This window comes from Actinoplanes sp. NPDC051513 (assembly GCF_044454685.1).
In the GTDB taxonomy this organism is placed as follows: domain Bacteria; phylum Actinomycetota; class Actinomycetes; order Mycobacteriales; family Micromonosporaceae; genus Actinoplanes.
On the sequence record NZ_JBITDW010000003.1, the window covers coordinates 801127 to 818405 of the forward strand.

The 17279-nt window shown below is 71.0% G+C and carries 18 protein-coding genes; 9 read left to right on the top strand and 9 right to left on the bottom strand.

Going from position 1 to position 17279, the window contains the following annotated elements; all coding sequences use genetic code 11:
* Positions 1-94: 94 nt before the first annotated feature.
* From ACIA5D_RS13830 to ACIA5D_RS13850, 5 genes are all read left to right on the top strand, one after another.
* Complete coding sequence (locus tag ACIA5D_RS13830) at positions 95-895, top strand: hypothetical protein (RefSeq protein ID WP_396030223.1); 801 nt, start codon at positions 95-97, stop codon at positions 893-895.
* 71 nt (positions 896-966) lie between these two features.
* Positions 967-1584 carry a hypothetical protein gene (locus ACIA5D_RS13835; RefSeq protein WP_396030224.1) on the top strand — a complete coding sequence of 206 codons (618 nt, stop codon included), beginning with the start codon at positions 967-969 and terminating at the stop codon, positions 1582-1584.
* Positions 1585-1629: 45 nt separating this feature from the next.
* Positions 1630-2682: a lactonase family protein gene (locus tag ACIA5D_RS13840; RefSeq protein WP_396030225.1), complete on the top strand. Its 1053-nt coding sequence runs from the start codon at positions 1630-1632 to the stop codon at positions 2680-2682.
* A 240-nt stretch (positions 2683-2922) separates the two neighbouring features.
* Positions 2923-4629 carry a VWA domain-containing protein gene (locus ACIA5D_RS13845; RefSeq protein WP_396030226.1) on the top strand — a complete coding sequence of 569 codons (1707 nt, stop codon included), beginning with the start codon at positions 2923-2925 and terminating at the stop codon, positions 4627-4629.
* A gap of 139 nt (positions 4630-4768) precedes the next feature.
* Entirely contained in the window at positions 4769-5242 is a 474-nt protein-coding gene (locus tag ACIA5D_RS13850; protein WP_396030227.1) for a MarR family winged helix-turn-helix transcriptional regulator, read from the top strand.
* Positions 5243-5265: 23 nt separating this feature from the next.
* Here ACIA5D_RS13850 and ACIA5D_RS13855 read toward each other — a convergent pair whose 3' ends face one another.
* Complete coding sequence (locus tag ACIA5D_RS13855; RefSeq protein WP_396030228.1) at positions 5266-6375, bottom strand: ROK family protein; 1110 nt, start codon at positions 6373-6375, stop codon at positions 5266-5268.
* A gap of 74 nt (positions 6376-6449) precedes the next feature.
* Here ACIA5D_RS13855 and xylA point away from each other — a divergent pair, with 74 nt between their 5' ends.
* Genes xylA through ACIA5D_RS13870 form a run of 3 tightly spaced genes read left to right on the top strand, consistent with a single transcriptional unit; the run spans position 6450 to position 10509 of the window.
* Entirely contained in the window at positions 6450-7637 is a 1188-nt protein-coding gene (gene xylA / locus ACIA5D_RS13860) for a xylose isomerase (RefSeq protein ID WP_396030229.1), read from the top strand.
* 21 nt (positions 7638-7658) lie between these two features.
* Complete coding sequence (gene xylB / locus ACIA5D_RS13865; protein ID WP_396030230.1) at positions 7659-9059, top strand: xylulokinase; 1401 nt, start codon at positions 7659-7661, stop codon at positions 9057-9059.
* A gap of 10 nt (positions 9060-9069) precedes the next feature.
* Positions 9070-10509 (top strand): MFS transporter, encoded by a 1440-nt coding sequence (locus ACIA5D_RS13870; RefSeq protein ID WP_396030231.1) that lies wholly within the window; start codon positions 9070-9072, stop codon positions 10507-10509.
* Here the strand turns inward: ACIA5D_RS13870 and ACIA5D_RS13875 are convergent.
* The 7 genes from ACIA5D_RS13875 to ACIA5D_RS13905 form a co-directional block, all read right to left on the bottom strand.
* Positions 10438-12057 (bottom strand): glycoside hydrolase family 13 protein, encoded by a 1620-nt coding sequence (locus ACIA5D_RS13875; protein WP_396030232.1) that lies wholly within the window; start codon positions 12055-12057, stop codon positions 10438-10440. The two genes, ACIA5D_RS13870 and ACIA5D_RS13875, sit on opposite strands and share 72 nt — an antisense overlap.
* 20 nt (positions 12058-12077) lie before the next feature.
* Positions 12078-12794, bottom strand: a complete 717-nt coding sequence (locus tag ACIA5D_RS13880; protein ID WP_396030233.1) for an HD domain-containing protein — start codon at positions 12792-12794, stop codon at positions 12078-12080.
* Positions 12795-12810: 16 nt separating this feature from the next.
* Positions 12811-13686: an MHYT domain-containing protein gene (locus ACIA5D_RS13885; RefSeq protein WP_396030234.1), complete on the bottom strand. Its 876-nt coding sequence runs from the start codon at positions 13684-13686 to the stop codon at positions 12811-12813.
* A 122-nt stretch (positions 13687-13808) separates the two neighbouring features.
* Positions 13809-13952, bottom strand: a complete 144-nt coding sequence (locus ACIA5D_RS13890) for a GPGG-motif small membrane protein (RefSeq protein WP_396030235.1) — start codon at positions 13950-13952, stop codon at positions 13809-13811.
* Positions 13953-13991: 39 nt separating this feature from the next.
* Positions 13992-14735: a metallophosphoesterase gene (locus tag ACIA5D_RS13895; protein WP_396030236.1), complete on the bottom strand. Its 744-nt coding sequence runs from the start codon at positions 14733-14735 to the stop codon at positions 13992-13994.
* Positions 14732-14983 carry a hypothetical protein gene (locus tag ACIA5D_RS13900; protein ID WP_396030237.1) on the bottom strand — a complete coding sequence of 84 codons (252 nt, stop codon included), beginning with the start codon at positions 14981-14983 and terminating at the stop codon, positions 14732-14734. The genes ACIA5D_RS13895 and ACIA5D_RS13900 overlap by 4 nt, the downstream gene beginning before the upstream one ends.
* 1 nt (position 14984) lies before the next feature.
* A complete protein-coding gene (locus ACIA5D_RS13905; RefSeq protein ID WP_396030238.1) occupies positions 14985-15569 on the bottom strand; it encodes a nucleotidyltransferase in 585 nt (194 codons plus the stop codon).
* 161 nt (positions 15570-15730) lie between these two features.
* On the opposite strand from ACIA5D_RS13905, the gene ACIA5D_RS13910 reads away from it, so the two are divergent.
* Positions 15731-16441 (top strand): dTMP kinase, encoded by a 711-nt coding sequence (locus ACIA5D_RS13910; RefSeq protein WP_396030239.1) that lies wholly within the window; start codon positions 15731-15733, stop codon positions 16439-16441.
* Between the two features lie 62 nt (positions 16442-16503).
* On the opposite strand, the gene ACIA5D_RS13915 is transcribed toward ACIA5D_RS13910, so the two are convergent.
* Positions 16504-17190 carry an SDR family NAD(P)-dependent oxidoreductase gene (locus ACIA5D_RS13915; RefSeq protein ID WP_396030240.1) on the bottom strand — a complete coding sequence of 229 codons (687 nt, stop codon included), beginning with the start codon at positions 17188-17190 and terminating at the stop codon, positions 16504-16506.
* Positions 17191-17279 lie beyond the last annotated feature (89 nt).

The window sequence follows — 17279 nt, forward strand, 5'->3', positions numbered from 1 at the left end:
GCGCGACGGCGGCGGAGGTCCGCAGTCTTCGATCCGTCGGTGGCGACAGCCACTTCAGGCACGATCCGAACCCCACCTGAGAAAGACGATGACGATGACCGCACGTAAGGCACAGCTTGCTGGACTCGCTGCCATCCTGGCCCTCTCCACCGCCGGCTGCGGGGCCCTGTCGGACACGGCCGACGCCCCCGGCGCGGCGCCGACGTCGACCAAGCCCCTCGACCCGCAGATCGTGCTCGTCGACGCCGTCCCCGATGACGAGGACGGCGCCTACCACTTCGACGTGAAGGGCGCCGAGGTGCCGACCTCCGGTGTGCTGGACGCGCCGAAGAAGGCCGCCGAGATCAAGGCGGTCCAGACCGAGCCGGACGCCGGCTTCACGCTCACCATGACGACCCGCATGATCGGGGAGCAGACCTGGGTGAAGATGGCCTTCAAGCCGGCGATCATTCCCGGCCTCCCCAAGATTCCGAAGAACTGGCAACTCCTCGACGGGTCGAAGGTCAAGGACAAGGACATCATCGGGTACGACGGGTCGCTCGATCCCGGCTACACGAAGCTGCTCGTGCAGAAGGCGTCCGGGATCAAGGAGACCAGCCCCGGCCACTTCGCCGGCACGACCGACCTGACCCAGGCGACCGAGGCCGAGATCGTCGACGAGAAGACCCTCAAGGCGATGGGCGAGAAGGCCAAGAAGGTGCCGTTCGAGGCGGCCGTCGACGCCGACGGCAACCTGACCAGCCTGGTCGCCAAGATCCCGGCGGCCGGCAAGACCAAGGCGAAGACGTACTCGGTCAAGTACGACGGCTTCGGCACGACCGCCACCCCGGCCGCGCCGGCCGCGGGTGAGCAGCAGAAGGCCACGAGCGTCATCTACGAGATGCTGGCTGGCTGATCAACCGGCGGTCGCGCAGGTCTACGGGGGTCTGCGCGGCCGCCCCAGCATGTCCGAAGACGGGAACCACCTTGATCCACGACACGGCGAGCCGGTGCACACTGTGCGACCGGCTGGTGTTGGGTCTGGCCGGACACGACTGGACCGTTCTGCCCTGGATGGTGGCCCCCGGCTCGGGAGCGCTTCCCGGGCCGTGCCACGTCCGCTGCCTCGCCGACCTGGAATGCGCGAGCGCCTGGGCGAGCGCCGTCGAGGCGTACCACTGCAAGCGCTGGCCGCTCTGGCTGGCCGGGGTGGACGCCGGCGTCCATTGGCGCCTGCACAGCAGCCGCTCCGCGCGGCAGTTTCATCTGTGGCGGTCCGATGGCCGGCTGATCTCCTTCCCGTACGCGGTCCTTACCGCCGGCCCGGTGCGCCTGACCACCGACCTCGCCGAGGTCGGCACCGCGCACGCCGCGACCCTGCTGAGGGCCATGGGCACCGACGCGGACGGCGTGGACGTGCCCCTCGCGTACGTCATCACCGCTCTTGATCTGAGCGATCGCTATCCGCGGCTGTCCGGCACGGTGACCCGTGACCTGCGAGGCGAAAGCCCCGACGCGGCCGACGTCGTGACGGCCCGCCACCCGCTCCCGCTGCCGCCGGCCTGCCGCCGCGCCGCCGGTCACCTGATGCGAACCCCCTGGTAGCAAAGCGGCCACCACCGCGCGCCCCGGATGTGATGGGATTTGGGCATGGGTGCGAACGGTGAGCTGGTCTATGTCGGTGGCTACACGGGTGACAAAGGCGGTGAGGGCGAGGGCATCGCCCTGCTGCGGCGCGATCCGGCCTCGGGCGTGCTGACCCGCCTCGGTGTGGCGGCGCGCACCCCCTCGCCCTCCTTCCTCGCGCAGCACCCGACGCTGCCGATTCTCTACGCGGTCAACGAGCTCGAGTCCGACGGCACGGTCAGCGCGTTCACCGTCGCCGACGACGGCGAGCTCACCCCGCTCGCGGTCCAGCCAACCGGCGGCTCCGAGCCGGCGCACCTCTCGGTCACCCCGGACGGGCGGTTCCTGCTGGCCGCCAACTACTCGAGCGGGTCGGTGGCCGTGCACCCGCTCGACCCGGAAGGCGCTCCGGGGGAGCGGTCCGACCTGCTCGACCTCGAGGGCGGCGGGCCCGACGCCGAGCGTCAGCGAGGGCCGCACGCGCACATGGTGATCGCCGACCGGGGCAGCGTGCTCGTCGCCGACCTGGGCGCCGACCGGGTGTGGCGGTGCCGGCTCGACCCGGTGAGCGGCCGGCTGACCATGCTGCCGCCCGCCATCACCGCCAAGCCCGGCACCGGGCCGCGCCACCTGCGCCTCGCCCCGGACGGCACGCTGCTGCTGGTCGGCGAGCTGGCGGCGAACCTGACCTGGTACCGCCCGGCCGCCGACGGCTCGCTCGAGCTGGCCGGCGAGGTGGCGGCCAGCGTCGAGGACGGCCCGAACTTCCCCTCCGAGATCACCTGCGGCCGGGACGGGCGCTTCATCTACGTGGCGAACCGCGGGCCGAACACCGTCTCGGCGTTCGCGTGGGACGGCGAGCGGGCTACCCCGGTCGCCGAGGTGCCTACCGGCGGTGACTGGCCGCGGCACATGACCCTGCTCGGGGATCACCTCTACGTAGCCAATCAGCTGTCACAGAGTGTTACAACGTTCAGGATCGATCGAGAGACCGGCGTACCGGAGGCCGACGGGGAGCCAACCGCCGAGGCCAGCCCCACGTGCCTGTTGCGCTGGACATCGATGATGGTGAGATGATGCGCGAGATGGGGCACATACCGACAAGTCTAAAAAACCGGCCCAAGCCGGACACTGCCCCGTACTGATCGAGATGGAAGCATCACCGAAAGTTACTTTGTCTGCCAGATGACCTAATCCGAGTAACTTTCCGCCGAACGTATATGGCATTCGGCTTCTGTGATGCGCACTATAGAGCGCGTGTCAGGCCGCCATCGTCGAAACTTCAATTTCCGAGGAGCGGGCGTCGTCGGAGCCGCGATGGCAGTTGTCGTCGTGTTCGCCGGGTCCTACGTGGGCTATCAACGACTGTCCGACTCCAAATGCACCGGCTCGATCCGGTTGACCGTCGCTGCTGCGACGGAGATTGCGCCTGCCATCGAGCAGACGGCGCAGAAATGGATCCAGGACGGTGCGAACGTCAACGGAACCTGTGTAGCAGTCACCGTCAACGCCGTGAACCCGGCGATCATGGCGGCGGCCGTGGCCAGCGAGCACAAGGTGTCGCTGGCCGGGCTCGGCTCCGCCCCCGAGTCGGTGAAGGTGCCCGACGTCTGGGTCGCCGACTCGTCGACCTGGCTGCTGCGCCTCAAGCAGGAGGCGCCGGGCTTCGTGCCGACCGACGGCAAGCCGATCGCGCAGAGCCCGGTCGTCGTGGCCATGCCGCAGCCGGTCGCGGAGACCGTCGGCTGGCCCAACAAGAAGCTCGGCTGGAAAGACCTGCTTGCGCAGCTGACCACCAGCACCCAGTTGCGCACCGGCATGGTCGACCCGACCCGTGACGCCGCGGGCCTCTCCGGCCTGCTCGCGCTCGGTCAGGCGGCGGGCACCGGTCAGCAGGCCCAGGCGGCGAAGGTGGGCGCGATCAAGGCGCTGGCCAACAGCTCCTCGGCGCTCCGCGACGACCTGCTGCAGAAGTTCCCGCACTCGGCCGACGCCAACGACATCGCGACCAGCCTGAGCGCGGCGCCGCTGTCCGAGGAGGACGTGGTCGCGTACAACGCGGAGAAGCCGCCGGTGCCGCTCGTGGCGCTCTACCTCGACCCGAGCCCGCTGCCGCTGGACTACCCGTACGCGATCATGCCGGAGGTCGACCTGCAGAAGTCGGCCGCGGCGACCGGGCTGCGCCAGCAGCTGCAGACCGCGTCGTTCAAGAACGCGCTGGCCTCGGCGGGCCTGCGTTCCCCGGACGGCTCGGCGGGCGCGGGCTTCGCGGCCCCGCTCGGCGCTCCGGACGCCTCCCCGGCCGTCTCGGCCAGCAGCAAGGACGGCAAGTCGGCCGGCGGCACGGCCGCGGCCGGGCTCGACGCGAGCGTGCTCGCCCAGGCGCTGGGCAGCTGGGCGGCGGTCACGCTGCCGGGCCGGGTGCTCGCCGTCTTCGACGTGTCCGGCTCGATGCTGGAGCCGGTGCCGACCGCGGGCGGCGTCGACCGGGCCACGGTCACCCGGGGCGCGGCGCGAGGTGGTCTGGCGCTCTTCGACGACAAGTGGGCCGTCGGCGTATGGCTGTTCTCGACCGAGATGGACGGGAAGAAACCGTACAAGCAGATCGTCCCGATCAGTCCGCTCTCCTCGGCGCGGCAGAAGCTGCAGGACTCGATCGGCAAGATCGTGCCGAAGAAGAGCGGCGACACGGGCCTCTACGACACGCTGCTCGCCGCGTACCAGAACGTGCAGAACTCGTGGCAGCCCGGCAAGATCAATTCGGTCATCCTGTTCACCGACGGCGTGAACGAGAACCCGGACGGCATCAGCCAGCAGACGCTGGTCGCCAAGCTCAAGGCGCTCAACGACCCCAAGCGCCCGGTCCGCGTGGTCATCGTCGGCATCGGCACCGGCGTCAACCGCCAGGAGCTCGAGACGATCGTGAAGCCGACGGCCGCGGGCGGCGTGTTCATCGCGCCCGACCCCGCGAAGATCGGCGACATCTTCCTCGAGGCGATCGCGACCCGCACCGGGGCGAATTAAAACCCCCATATCGTACGAGGCAACGGCCGTCACCAACCTCGGTGGCGGCCGTTGCCGTCTCCGTGGCGCCGCCGGGCCGCGACCACGGCGTGCCAGAATGCCGACCGCCCCGGCGCCGCAGGGTAGTCTCTGCTGCACCATGGCGGTTCACGATGGGCCGGACCCGATGCACACCGCGGCGATCGACGACGCCGCGCAAGCCCTGCTGTTCGCCTGGGACCAGGCGCGCGAGCAGGTCACCCCGCGACTCTCCTGGCCTCAGCTGAACGCCCTGCTCGCCGTCGAGCGCGCCGAGGGCGTCAATCTGGGCGGCCTCGCCGCCGAGCTCAACATGCTGCTCTCCTCGGCGAGCCGGCTGTGCGACCGGCTGGTCGCCAATGGCATGGTCGAGCGGGTCCCCGGGCGGGCCGACCGCCGCGAGATCGCGCTCTACCTGACGCCGTCGTCGCGGGCACTGCTGGCCGAGCTGCGGCGGATACGCCGGCGCGCGCTGACCGAGACGCTGGAGCGGATGTCCGTGGCCGGGCGGGCGGCCCTGCTGCGCGGCCTCACCGAGTTCGCCGCGGCCGCCGACGACGCCAGCGGTGACGCCGCCTCAGCCCGCTCCGCCTGACCGCCCTTTGCTGCGGGGCGGGGTCAGCGGCTCAGCCACTCTGCGGGGTTGTCGCGCACCGACTGGAGGACAGCGTCGGCGGCGCCGCGCATCGCGGCGTCCGGGCCCAGCGTGGCCGCCCGCAGCGTGACCGGCGCCAGCCCCGAGGTCAGCACCCGGCGCGTCAGCTCGGCCTCGATGCCGGCCCGCAGCTGGGGGAACTCCGGCGCGTAGGCGCCACCCAGCACGATCACCCCGATGTCGAGCAGGTTGACGACCGCGGCCAGCGCGATCCCCAGCGCCGAGGCGGCCAGCGCCGCGTCGGCCGCCACCTGCTCCTGGCCCGCGTACTGCTCGAGGCATCCGTTCGCCCCGCAACGGCAGGGCCGCCCGTCGGGGTAGACCGTCACGTGCCCGATCTCGCCGCTCCAGCCCCGTCCGCCCCGGTAGAGCTCGCCGTCGAGCACGATCCCGGCGCCGATGCCGATCTCGCCCGACACGTACAGAAAGGTCCGCTCTCCCTCGGCCGAGGCCAGCGCCGCGAGGTTCGCCTCGTTGTCGACGATCAGCGGCAGGCCGGCCAGCCCGGGCAGCAGCGCCGGCACGTCCACGTCCTGCCAGCCGAGGTTGGGCGCCACCCGCACCAGCCCGTCCGCCGCGACCAGGCCCGGCACCGCGAGCGCCGCTCCGGCCAGCGTCAGTCCGTCCGCCGCGGCCGCCACGCGCGCCTGCCCGGCCAGCGCGTCGAGGGCGCCCAGCGCCGCCGCCGGAGAGAGCGTCCGCTGGTCGCTGTGCGCGACGATCCGGTGCCGCACCTCACCGGTGAGCGAGACCACGCAAGCGGCCAGATAATCGACGTTGATCTCCAGCCCCAGCCCGGCGGGCCCGTCGGAGGAGAGGGCCAGCCCGGCGGCCGGCCGCCCTGCCCCGGTGCGCGGCGCCGGGTCGTGCTCGGTCAGCAATCCGCCCGCGATCAGGTCGTCCACCAGGGCGGACACGGTGGCGCGGGTCAGCCCGGTCAGGGCGGCGATCGCCGCCCGGGATGGCCGATCTGCGCTGTTCGCCACGGTTTGCAGCACCAGCGCGAGATTATGAGCCCGCACGCTCGATTGCCGCACGGGAGCGTGGGAGGCAGTCATGATCCGGGCCGTCATGCCCTTGACATTGCCACACCGCCTCCAAATAATTCAACCAATAAACAAATCCGAACCGTTTCGTGGAGGTAACCGTGCCGGTCCAACCCACTCGCGAAGACAAGTTCTCCTTCGGCCTCTGGACCGTCGGATGGCAGGCCCGTGACCCGTTCGGTGACGCGACCCGGGCCCCCCTCGACCCGGTCGAGGCCGTGCACAAGCTCGCCGAGGTCGGCGCCTACGGCATCACGTTCCACGACGACGACCTGGTCCCGTTCGGCGCCGACGCGCAGACCCGCGACGGCATCATCGCCGGCTTCAAGAAGGCGCTCGACGAGACCGGCCTGATCGTCCCGATGGTCACCACCAACCTGTTCACCCACCCGGTGTTCAAGGACGGCGGCTTCACCAGCAACGACCGCTCGGTCCGGCGCTACGCGCTGCGCAAGGTCATGCGCCAGATGGACCTCGGCGCCGAGCTGGGCGCCAAGACCCTGGTGCTCTGGGGCGGCCGTGAGGGCGCCGAGTACGACGTGGCCAAGGACATCCGCGCCGCCCTCGATCGCTACGCCGAGGGTCTCAACATGCTCGCGCAGTACTCCGAGGACCGCGGCTACGGCCTGCGCTTCGCCATCGAGCCCAAGCCCAACGAGCCCCGCGGCGACATCCTGCTCCCGACCGCCGGCCACGCCATCGCGTTCGTGAACGACCTGGAGCGCCCCGAGCTGTTCGGCATCAACCCCGAGGTCGGCCACGAGCAGATGTCCAACCTCAACTTCGCCCAGGGCATCGCCCAGGCCCTGTGGCACAAGAAGCTGTTCCACATCGACCTGAACGGCCAGCACGGCCCCAAGTTCGACCAGGACCTGGTCTTCGGCCACGGCGACCTGCTCAACGCGTTCGCGCTGGTCGACCTGCTCGAGTTCGGCGGACCGAACGGCGCCCCGGCGTACGACGGCCCCCGCCACTTCGACTACAAGCCGTCCCGCACCGAGAACTACGACGGCGTCTGGGAGTCGGCCCGCGCCAACATCCGGATGTACCTGCTGCTCAAGGAGCGCGCGCAGGCGTTCCGGGCCGACCCGGCCGTGCAGGAGGCGCTCGCCGCCAGCGGCGTGGCCGAGCTCAACACGCCGACGCTGAACGAGGGCGAGACCTACCAGGACCTTCTCGCCGACCGCAGCGCCTTCGAGGACTTCAACCCGGACGCCGCCGGTGAGCGGGGCTACGGTTTCGTCAAGCTCCACCAGCTGGCCATCGACCACGTTCTCAAAGCCAACTGAGCCTGAAGGCGAACTGACGACATGACTCTGGTAGCCGGGATCGACAGCTCCACCCAGTCCTGCAAAGTGGTCATCCGCGACGCGGAGACCGGCAAGCTGGTCCGCCAGGGCCGGGCGAGTCATCCGGACGGCACCGAGGTGCATCCGGACGCCTGGTGGGCCGCGCTGCAGGAGGCGATCGACCAGGCCGGTGGCCTGGACGACGTGGCCGCGGCCTCGGTCGCGGGCCAGCAGCACGGCATGGTGGTGCTGGACGAGAACGGCGAGGTGGTCCGCCCGGCGCTGCTGTGGAACGACACGCGCAGCGCCGGGGCGGCCGCCGACCTCATCGCCGAGCTCGGCGGTGGGGAGAAGTGGGCCGAGGCCGTGGGCATCGTCCCGGTCGCCAGCTTCACGCTCACCAAGCTGCGCTGGCTGGCCCGCAACGAGCCGCAGAACGCGGCTCGGGTGGCCGCGGTCTGCCTGCCGCACGACTGGCTCACGTGGAAGCTCTCCGGGTCGACCGACATCTCGACCATCAAGACCGACCGCAGCGACGCCAGCGGCACGCTGTACTGGTCGGCGAAGACCAATCAGTACCGCCCCGACCTGCTCGAGCTGGGCTTCGGCCGGATCATCGGGACGCCCGAGGTGCTCGGCCCGACCGGCATCGCGGGCCATCTCGCCAACGGCGCCCCGCTCGGCCCGGGCGCGGGCGACAACGCGGCGGCGGCCTTCGGGACCGGCGCGGGCCCCGGCGACGTGGTCGTCTCGATCGGCACCTCGGGCACGGTCTTCGTGAGCTCCGACGTGTCGCCCGACGACCCGAGCGGCACGGTGGCCGGCTTTGCCGACGTCACCGGCCGGTTCCTGCCGATCGTGGTGACGCTCAACGCGGCCCGGGTGCTCGACGCCGCGGCCAAGCTGCTGAGCGTCGACCACGACACGCTCTCCAAGCTCGCCCTGTCAGCCCCGGCCGGCGCCGACGGCCTGGTCCTGGTGCCCTACCTGGAGGGCGAGCGCACCCCCAACCGGCCCGACGCCACGGGCGCGATCCATGGCCTCACCCTCAAGACCTCCGACCCGGCACACTTGGCCCGGGCCGCGGTCGAGGGCATGCTCTGCGCGCTGGCCGACGGGCTCGACGCGCTCAAACGGCACGGCGCGACCGCGAACCGCATCGTGCTGGTCGGCGGCGGTGCCCGCAGCGAGGCCGTCCGCCGCATCGCCCCCGAGCTGTTCGGCCTGCCGGTGATCGTTCCGCCGCCGGGCGAGTATGTCGCGGACGGCGCCGCGCGCCAGGCCGCGTGGGTCGCCCTGGGTGCCGCGGAGCCGCCCGTGTGGTCGGCCGACACCCCCGAGACGTACGAGGCCACGCCCGTTCCCGTCATCCGGGAGCAGTACGCGGCTGCTCAGGACGCGGTCATCGACCGTCCCCGCTAACCTTTCCCGCGTGAAGAAGGGCGGCAGCGCGCACCGCGTCTACAGCGTCGTGGTCTTCGTGATCCTCGCGTCGCTGGACAACGTGGCGATCGGCCTGGTGCCGCCCCTCTACGGCAGCATCGCCGACACCTTCGGGGTGGGCGAGGGGCACATCGCGCTGGCCACCACGATCATGTTCCTGATCAGCGCGGTGGCGGCGATCGGGTTCGCGTACGCCGGCGACCGCACCGACCGCAAGCCGGTGCTGATCCTCGGCACCGCCATCTGGGTCGCCGGCACCGCCTGGTCCGGCCTCTCGGGCGGGTACGGGTCGTTCCTGCTCGCCCAGGTGGTCGCCGCGTTCGGCCTGGGCGCCGTGGCGTCGGTGAGCTTCGCCGTGGTCAGCGACCTCATCACGCCCAAGCGCCGCGGCCTGGTGATGAGCTTCTGGGGCCTCTCCCAGGGCGTCGGCACGCTGGCCGGCACGCTGCTGGGCGGCCTGCTCGGCCACGCGAACTGGCGGGAGCCGTTCCTGGTCGCCGCGGCCGCCGGCGTGGTCGCCACGGTGGCGTACCTGTTCACCTACAACGTGCCCCGAGGCGAGAGCCAGCCCGAGCTGGCCGGCGTCGAGTACGACGAGCGGATCCACGTCAGCGACCTGCCGGTGATCCTCGGCCGGCGCACCAACATCTGGCTGATCTTCCAGGGCTTCACCGCGCAGATCGCGCTGGGCTCGCTGGTCTGGCTGCCGATCCTGTTCCGGTCCCGGGCCGAGGACCAGGGGTACTCGTCGGGCACGGCGGTGCTGGTCGGCAGCGTCTTCGCCACGCTGTTCCAGCTGGGCGGCGCGTTGAGCATCCTCGGCGGCCTGGTCGGAGACAGGTTGCAGCGCCGTACGCCGAGGGGCCGTGCGCTCGTGGCCGCGGTCGGCGTGCTGGCCGCCGTACCCTTCTACCTGGTCTTGTTCTTCGTGCCGATGACCATCGACGTGCCCGACGGCGCCGGCGCCGGGACGGTCATCCGGGCCGTGCTGTCCGACGTCTTCACCGAGCCGACGGTCGGATTCTGCCTGGCCACGGCGGTCTTCGCGCTGATGCTCACCTCGGCCAACTCGCCGAACTGGTTCGCGCTGATCGCCGACGTGAACCCGCCCGAGCACCGCGGCACCGTCTACAGCCTCGGCAATCTCGTCAACGGCTTCGGCCGGGCCGGCGGCAACGCGATGGTGGCGGTGGCCTTCCGCGGGCTGGCCGGCGCGTTCCCGCCGCCGCTGAACTACGCGCTCGGGCTGGCCGGCTTCCAGCTGTTCTGGGTGCCGACCGGCATCATGTTCTGGCTGGCCAGCAGGACGGTGGCGAAGGACATGGCCGACACGCACGCCGCCCTGCTGGACGCGGCCTCAGAGAATCGCCCAGACGGTGACGTCGGTGGGGACCCGCCCGTCGGCGTCGAGCGGCTCGCTCGAGAGTAGGACGGTCGCCTTCCCCGGGAGCGGCAGGGGAGCGTCGCCGAAGTTCGTCAGCACCAGCACGTCGCCGTTGCGGAACGCGAGCGCCTCGTCCGGGGCCTGCTGCCACGCGATCGTGCCGCTGCCCAGGCCGTGCTCCTTGCGGGCGGCCAGGGCAGCCCGGTAGAGCTCCCACGTCGAGCCGGGCACCCCCTGCTGACGGTCGAGCGCGTACTCGGCCCAGACGGCCGGCTGCGGCAGCCAGCTGGCGTCCGAGGGGCCGAAGCCGTACGAGGGAGCGTCGGCCTCCCACGGGATCGGCACCCGGCAGCCGTCCCGGCCCACCACGGTGTGCCCCGAGCGCGGCCGGGCCGGGTCCTGCCGGTGCTCGTGGGGCATCGTGGTGTGCTCCGGCAGTCCCAGCTCCTCGCCCTGGTAGAGGTAGGCCGAGCCGGGCAGCGCCAGCATCTGCAGCGTGGCCGCGCGGGCCCGGCGCAGCCCGAGCGCCGTGTCGGGCTGCGGGTCGTCCGGCCCGATGCCGTGCAGCCGGACCGGGCCGGCCGGGAAGCCGAGCCGGGTGGCGTGCCGGATGACGTCGTGGTTGGACAGCACCCAGGTGGTGGGCGCGCCGACCTCGTCGTTCGCCGCCAGCGACGTGTTGATCACCGCGCGCAGGTCGGCCGGGCGCCACGGCGCGCTCAGGTACATGAAGTTGAACGCCTGGTGCATCTCGTCGGGCCGCACGTACCGGGCGAGCCGCTCAGCGGGCTGCACCCAGGCCTCGGCCACCAGGATCCGGTCGCCCTCGTACTCGTCGAGGACCCGCCGCCACTCCCGGTAGATCTCGTGCACGCCCTCCTGGTCCCACATCGGCGGCGGCGAGCCCACGGGCTCGAGGCCGCCCAGGATCACCGCCGGCATGTCCCAGTCGCTCAGGTTCTCCTCCTTGACCAGCCCGTGCGCCACGTCCACCCGGAACCCGTCCACGCCGCGGTCGAGCCAGAACCGCAGGATGTCCACGAACTCGGCGCGCACCTGCGGGTTGCCCCAATCGAGGTCGGGCTGCGAGACGTCGAACAGGTGCAGGTACCACTGCCCGTCGGGCACCCGCTGCCAGGCGCTGCCGCCGAACATGCTCGTCCACGAATTGGGCGGGAGCGCGCCGTCGGGCCCGCGCCCCTCCCGGAAGATGTAGCGCGCCCGCTCCGGGCTCCCCGGCGGCGAGGCGAGCGCCGCCCGGAACCACTCGTGCTCGCTGGAGGTGTGGTTCGGCACCAGGTCGACGATGACCTTCAACCCCAGGTTGTGCGCCTCGCCGATGAGCTTGTCGGCGTCGCCGAGGTCGCCGAAGCGCGTGTCGACCCCCCGGTAGTCGGCCACGTCGTACCCGGCGTCGTTCTGCGGCGAGGGGTAGAACGGGGAGAGCCAGACGGCGTCGACGCCGAGTTCCTTGAGGCGGGGCAGGCGCCCGGTGATCCCGGGCAAGTCACCCATGCCGTCGCCGTCGCTGTCGGCGAACGACCGCGGATAGACCTGATAGATGACGGCGTCACGCCACCACTGGTTGAGCATGCGCCAAGGCTAATCGGATGTCAGCCGTCCAGGATGGCGGCGAACCTCTCCTCGGCGAGGTCGAGCTGGTCGAGGATGTGGTCCTTTGCCGCCAGCGACAGCGGGGTGTCCGGGCGCCCGACCAGCTCGCGCAGCTTGGGCACGAGCGGGCGGTACTTGGTCGCCGAGGAGAAGGCCTTGTCGGCCGTGGTGTGGATGACGCCCACCCCGTTGTCGGTGAAGTCGGACACCTTGATCACCCGGGCCCAGGGGTCGCGGTCGAGGCTGGCCGCCACGTGCTCGCGGTACTGCTCGTGGCGGTCGCGGTCGGGGTCGTACTCGGGGTTGGTGACCGAGCGGACCAGCTCGGACACCCGCGGGTTGAAGCGGCGCGCCAGCTCGGCGATGGCCGCGTCGGTGAGCTCCTGGTGGGTGCCGGTGGCGAGCATGCCCAGCTCGGCCGGGTGGTCCTCGACGGCGTCGTGCAGCAGCGCGGCGGTGAGCACGTCGACGTCGCGGACCCCGTAGTACTTGATGATGCGGATGGCGACGCGCAGCAGGTGGTTGAGGTAGGGCTCGCGGACCCGCCGGTCGTCGGCGTGCAGGCGGGTGGCCAGGTCGAGCGCGGCGTAGAGCTGGGCTCGCTCGTCGGGCGGGAAGGTGCCGACCTCCAGCAGGAACCGTTCCCGCAGCCCCTCCTCACCGTAGACCTCGGTGATCGCATGTAGTGGCATCGACAGGAGCATCCGCGCGGCCATGCCGTCACAATAGCGATCAATTTTGGCTTGTCGACCTCATCGGAACGGGACGGGGGGACGGCCGGCGGGTGGTCGGGGCGAGCGACGCCTGTTTGAGGGACCACGGGTTGGCGTTCTCGGCGTGCACGCCACGCTTCGGGGTGCCGGCCCCGTCGGTGAACTCCTCCTCGGTCATCGCCTGGAGCGCGCTCAGCGCCACCCCCAGGATCGTGGCCGCGGTGATCACTGTGATCGGCACGATCATCGTGAGCGGCCGGATGCCGTGCACCTGCTCGATCATTCGTGGGTCGAGGTGCACCGACATGGCCGCCATGCCGGTGTAATGCATGCCGCACACCGCGACCGCCATGATCCCCGCGGCGATGCTGACCCGGGCCCAGCCGCGCACCGAGATGGCGAACCAGTGCGCGACGGTGGACGCCACTACCGCGATGATCGCCGAGGCGACGACGAGGGAGAGGTTGTAGCGCATCGCGCCGGCCACGTGCATGCCCTCCATCCCCGTGTAGTGCATGGCGAGCACCCCGCCGCCGGTCAGCAGGCCGGCGGCCAGCACCTTGGGGAAGCTGCGCCGGCCGTGCCCGACGATCATCAGGCCGAGCCCGACCGCGATCACCGCGACGACCAGGCTGATCAGCGTCATCGGGCCGTCGAAGCGCACCGGGCTGGCCGGCACGTCGAAGCCGAGCATGGCGGCGAAGTGCATCAGCCAGATCGCACCGCCGCCGATGGAGAACGCGGCGATCCCGAGCCACCGGTTGCGCCGGCCGCGGGTGCGGGCGTTGCGGGCCCGGGCCGTGCAGAGCAGCCCGAAGAACGAGCCGAGGAATGCCAGGAGGTAGGCGGCGATCGGGTTGAAGATCCCGTACGTGAAGTGATGGACCTGTGTCACTGCGCAAACGTCGTGGACGACCGTGCGCCCCCATCGCACCGCGTGTGCGGGCCCATCACAAAGAGAACCGGGGCCACCGAATCGGTGGCCCCGGTCGAAACAGGGTTCGGGGGGAGGAGGGATCAGGTGAAGATGCTGACGCCACCCGGGCCTACGAGCAGGCCAATGATGATCAGCACGATGCCCCAGAGGAGCTGCCGCCGGAACAGCGCGAGGATGCCGGCGACCACCAGGATGACTGCGAGGATCCAGAGGAGAACGTCCATGCAGTCCGATTACCCGACGTCCCCGAAAAGAAAACCCACTTATGTGGCGACCAATTGAAGATCGACATCTTCGGAAAGCAACTGGTAGACGTTGTACGCCTGCTTGATGACCGGGTGCGCCACGTTGCGCACCGGCACCCCGCCCGGGGTGCGCCCACGCTCGGAGCCGTGGTGCGCGTGCCCGTGCAGCGCCAGCGCGGTCGGCGCCGAGTCGATCGCCCGCCCGAGCTGGTAGCAGCCGAGGAACGGATAGATCTCCAGCGGCTCGCCGAGCAGCGTGTCCGGCACGGGGGAGTAGTGGGTGAGCGCCACTAGGGCGTCCACCTGCACCGAGTGGAGCGCCTCCTGAAGGCGCTGCGAGACGACCTCGGTGGTCCCCACGAAGTCCTTCATCTCCCGCTCGCCGAAGTTGCTCGCGCAGGCGCCCGCGAAGCCGCCGCCGAACCCCTTCACCCCGGCCACGCCGAGCCGGTGCCCGTGCAGTTCGAGCACGGTCGCCTCGCCCTCGAGCACGGTGATGTCCGCCTCGGTGAGCACCTCGGCGACCCGGGACTGCTGGTCGCTCTGGTGGTCGTGGTTGCCGAGCACCACGATGACCGGCACTCCCAGGCCGCCGAACTCCTCGGCGAAGCAGCGTGCCTCGTCGACCGTGCCGTGCCGGGTCAGGTCGCCGGCCACGAGCAGCACGTCGGCCTGCTTCGGCAGTTCCTCGAGGGCGGGCCGGAACCGGCCGAGAACGTCCTTGTCCACGTGCACGTCACCCACGGCGGCGATCCGGATCATGAAATTTCCTCCACCTCGCTGGGCGCCTGGGCCCGGATGATGCCGATGTCGCAGGCGATCTCCACGTCGGGGAACCGCTCGTTGATCTGGCGGCAGATCTCGTCCCGCCGCAGCGTGCTCTCCACCTCGCCGCCGAGCACGAGCAGCTGCTCACGGCGCTGCACGGTGATGCCGAGCTCGGCGATCCGCCCGTCGGTGAGCAGGCTCTGGATCTCGGCTTCCAGGTATTCATCGAGTTGAGTGCTCATCTCATCCCCCTTCCCCAAACGGCGCGTCCCTACCGGCGGGGACGACGTCCAACCGGTCGAGCAGGATCAGGAAGGCCTCCGCGTACGGCGAATCGGCGGTCTCCCGCCGTACGCGTGGCCAGTCGATCTGCTCGCGCAGCGAGCGCGCCACCGGGAAGCCGGTGGCGAAGTCGCAGTAGTGCTGGCTGTAGCTGAGCAGCTTGTGGATCATCAGTTGGGTCGCCGAGATCACCGGCATGCTGATCGCCTCGACCGAGATCACCTCGGTGTCGCGCAGCGTCTCGTCGGTCACCGGCGTCTCGACCGGTCGATGGATCAGGTCCACCATCCGGTCCTCGTCGTAGACCTTGACCAGCCAGTCCTCGGGTGGTTGCTCCGTGCGGAAGCCGACCGCGGCGAGCGCCTTGAGCGCCTGTTCCTTGTCCTGCTCGCGCAGCAGGAAGTCGACGTCGTGGTCGCTGGAGTGGCCACCGTGCGCGTACACGGCGAAGCTGCCGCCGAGCGCGAACGGGATGTCGGCCGTCTTGAGTGTGGAGGCCACCCGCTTGAGCGTGGTGGCCAGGCCGGCGTCCACGTGGTGCGGCATGGGGCATTCTCCCTGTTCGACTCCGGTCCGTGCCGGTAACCCGTACCCGACCCGCCCCGCCTTGAATCACCGCAAAATCAACTGCTTGGCCCCATTTTGGTACGGACTGAGCATCGTTTCCTGTGAAACGCTCTGGGCAGCCCCCGTTACCGTTGGTGGGCATGACCCTCAAGCCACGCACGATTGCCCTCGTCGGGATCGACGGAAGTGGCAAGACGACGCAGGCGCACCGGCTCGCCGATGACCTGGCCGCCGAGGGATTGAAGGCCGCCTACCGCCGCAACGCGGGTGGCCGTCGCTGGTTCGGACGGCTCGCCGCCAGGCTCGGGCGCGGCGACGACGCCGAAGACCTGCTGGGCCGGCGCGGGATGCTTTTCGTCGAGTCGGTCCTGCGGTGGCTCGCCATCCTGCGCACCCTGCTGCGCCGCGCGCTGACCGGCGAGATCACGGTCATGGACCGCTACGCCGTCTGCCAGTACGCGAGCCTGCGCGCCCGCGCGGCCGGCCCCCGCGCCGAGCGTCGCGCCCGCTGGGCCTACCGCCTGTTCCCGAAGCCCGGCGTGACCTTCCTGCTGGTGGTCGACCCGCAGATCGCCCACGACCGCATCGAGGCCCGCGGCTACGACCACGAGAGCACCGAATACCTCGCGGGCGCCGCGGCCGCCTACCGCTCGCTCCCCGAGTACGACAGCTTCGTCGTCATCGACGCGAACGGCACCCCCGGCCAGGTCGCCGCCGCGATCCGCGCCCGCCTGCCGCTGCCCGCCCCGGTCACCCCGGCCGGTTCCCGGGCGCGCGCGATGATCCTGGCCGGCGCCCCGCTGCTGGCCGGCGCGACCGCCCTCGGCTACCAACTCGTCGAGGCTCTGTGAGCCACCCGGGAAACGCAGGCCGGAGCCACCCGGAGAAGGCAGGACCGAGTCGCCCGGAGAACTCAGGCCTGGCCGTAGACCGGAATCTGCGCGCCCGTCGTCGGCGCCGAGGCGTCCGAGGCCAGGAAGAGGATGGTCGGCGCGATCTCCTCGGGCCTGACCCACTTCGAGAAGTCGGCGCCGGCCATGTCACGCCGGTTGGCCGGGGTGTCGATGACGCTGGGCAGGATCGTGTTGCAGCGCACGTTCTGCTTCTTGTACTCGACGGCGACCGCCCCCGCGAACGCCAGCACCGCCGCCTTCGCGGTGATGTAGCCGGCCGCGCCCGGCCACGGCGCCACCGCGGCCCGCGACGACACGCACACGATCCCGCCACCACCGGCCGCTACCAGGTAGGGCAGCGCGGCCCGGGTGACCAGATAGGTCGGCCGGAGGTTGCGCGCCAGCAGCCCCTCGAACTCGGCGACGGGGGCGTCCGCGACGAGCCCGCTCCCGCCGTACGCGCCGGCCAGATTGACCACCGCCCGCAGCGGCGCCCCCGGATCGCCCGCCGCGACGGACATCGCGGCAGTGATGTCCGTCTCATCGGTCAGGTCGGCCTCGACCGTGATCGCGCCCTCCGGAAGCCCCTTCCGGCCCGGCCGCACGGGCGCGACAACCCGCCACCCGTCCGCCAGGAAGGCACTCACCGTGGCCGTTCCCAGCCCGCCCGCGCCGCCCGTAACGAAGACCGTGCGCCCGTTCGTCATGGGGATCATGCTGCCCGTTCATCCGCCCGGGACGGTGTGGTTTTCGTCACGCTCACCGGAGGATGGCCAGGTGGTCGCCAATAGTTACC

Bases quoted from the DNA above. Each gene is read 5' to 3' on its own strand.
- ACIA5D_RS13830 (WP_396030223.1), top strand. From the start codon at position 95: ATGACCGCACGTAAGGCACAGCTTGCTGGACTCGCTGCCATCCTGGCC.
- ACIA5D_RS13840 (WP_396030225.1), top strand. From the start codon at position 1,630: ATGGGTGCGAACGGTGAGCTGGTCTATGTCGGTGGCTACACGGGTGAC.
- ACIA5D_RS13845 (WP_396030226.1), top strand. From the start codon at position 2,923: ATGGCAGTTGTCGTCGTGTTCGCCGGGTCCTACGTGGGCTATCAACGA.
- ACIA5D_RS13850 (WP_396030227.1), top strand. From the start codon at position 4,769: ATGGCGGTTCACGATGGGCCGGACCCGATGCACACCGCGGCGATCGAC.
- ACIA5D_RS13855 (WP_396030228.1), bottom strand. From the start codon at position 6,375: ATGACGGCCCGGATCATGACTGCCTCCCACGCTCCCGTGCGGCAATCG.
- xylB (WP_396030230.1), top strand. From the start codon at position 7,659: ATGACTCTGGTAGCCGGGATCGACAGCTCCACCCAGTCCTGCAAAGTG.
- ACIA5D_RS13875 (WP_396030232.1), bottom strand. From the start codon at position 12,057: ATGCTCAACCAGTGGTGGCGTGACGCCGTCATCTATCAGGTCTATCCG.
- ACIA5D_RS13880 (WP_396030233.1), bottom strand. From the start codon at position 12,794: ATGGCCGCGCGGATGCTCCTGTCGATGCCACTACATGCGATCACCGAG.
- ACIA5D_RS13890 (WP_396030235.1), bottom strand. From the start codon at position 13,952: ATGGACGTTCTCCTCTGGATCCTCGCAGTCATCCTGGTGGTCGCCGGC.
- ACIA5D_RS13895 (WP_396030236.1), bottom strand. From the start codon at position 14,735: ATGATCCGGATCGCCGCCGTGGGTGACGTGCACGTGGACAAGGACGTT.
- ACIA5D_RS13900 (WP_396030237.1), bottom strand. From the start codon at position 14,983: ATGAGCACTCAACTCGATGAATACCTGGAAGCCGAGATCCAGAGCCTG.
- ACIA5D_RS13905 (WP_396030238.1), bottom strand. From the start codon at position 15,569: ATGCCGCACCACGTGGACGCCGGCCTGGCCACCACGCTCAAGCGGGTG.
- ACIA5D_RS13910 (WP_396030239.1), top strand. From the start codon at position 15,731: ATGACCCTCAAGCCACGCACGATTGCCCTCGTCGGGATCGACGGAAGT.
- ACIA5D_RS13915 (WP_396030240.1), bottom strand. From the start codon at position 17,190: ATGACGAACGGGCGCACGGTCTTCGTTACGGGCGGCGCGGGCGGGCTG.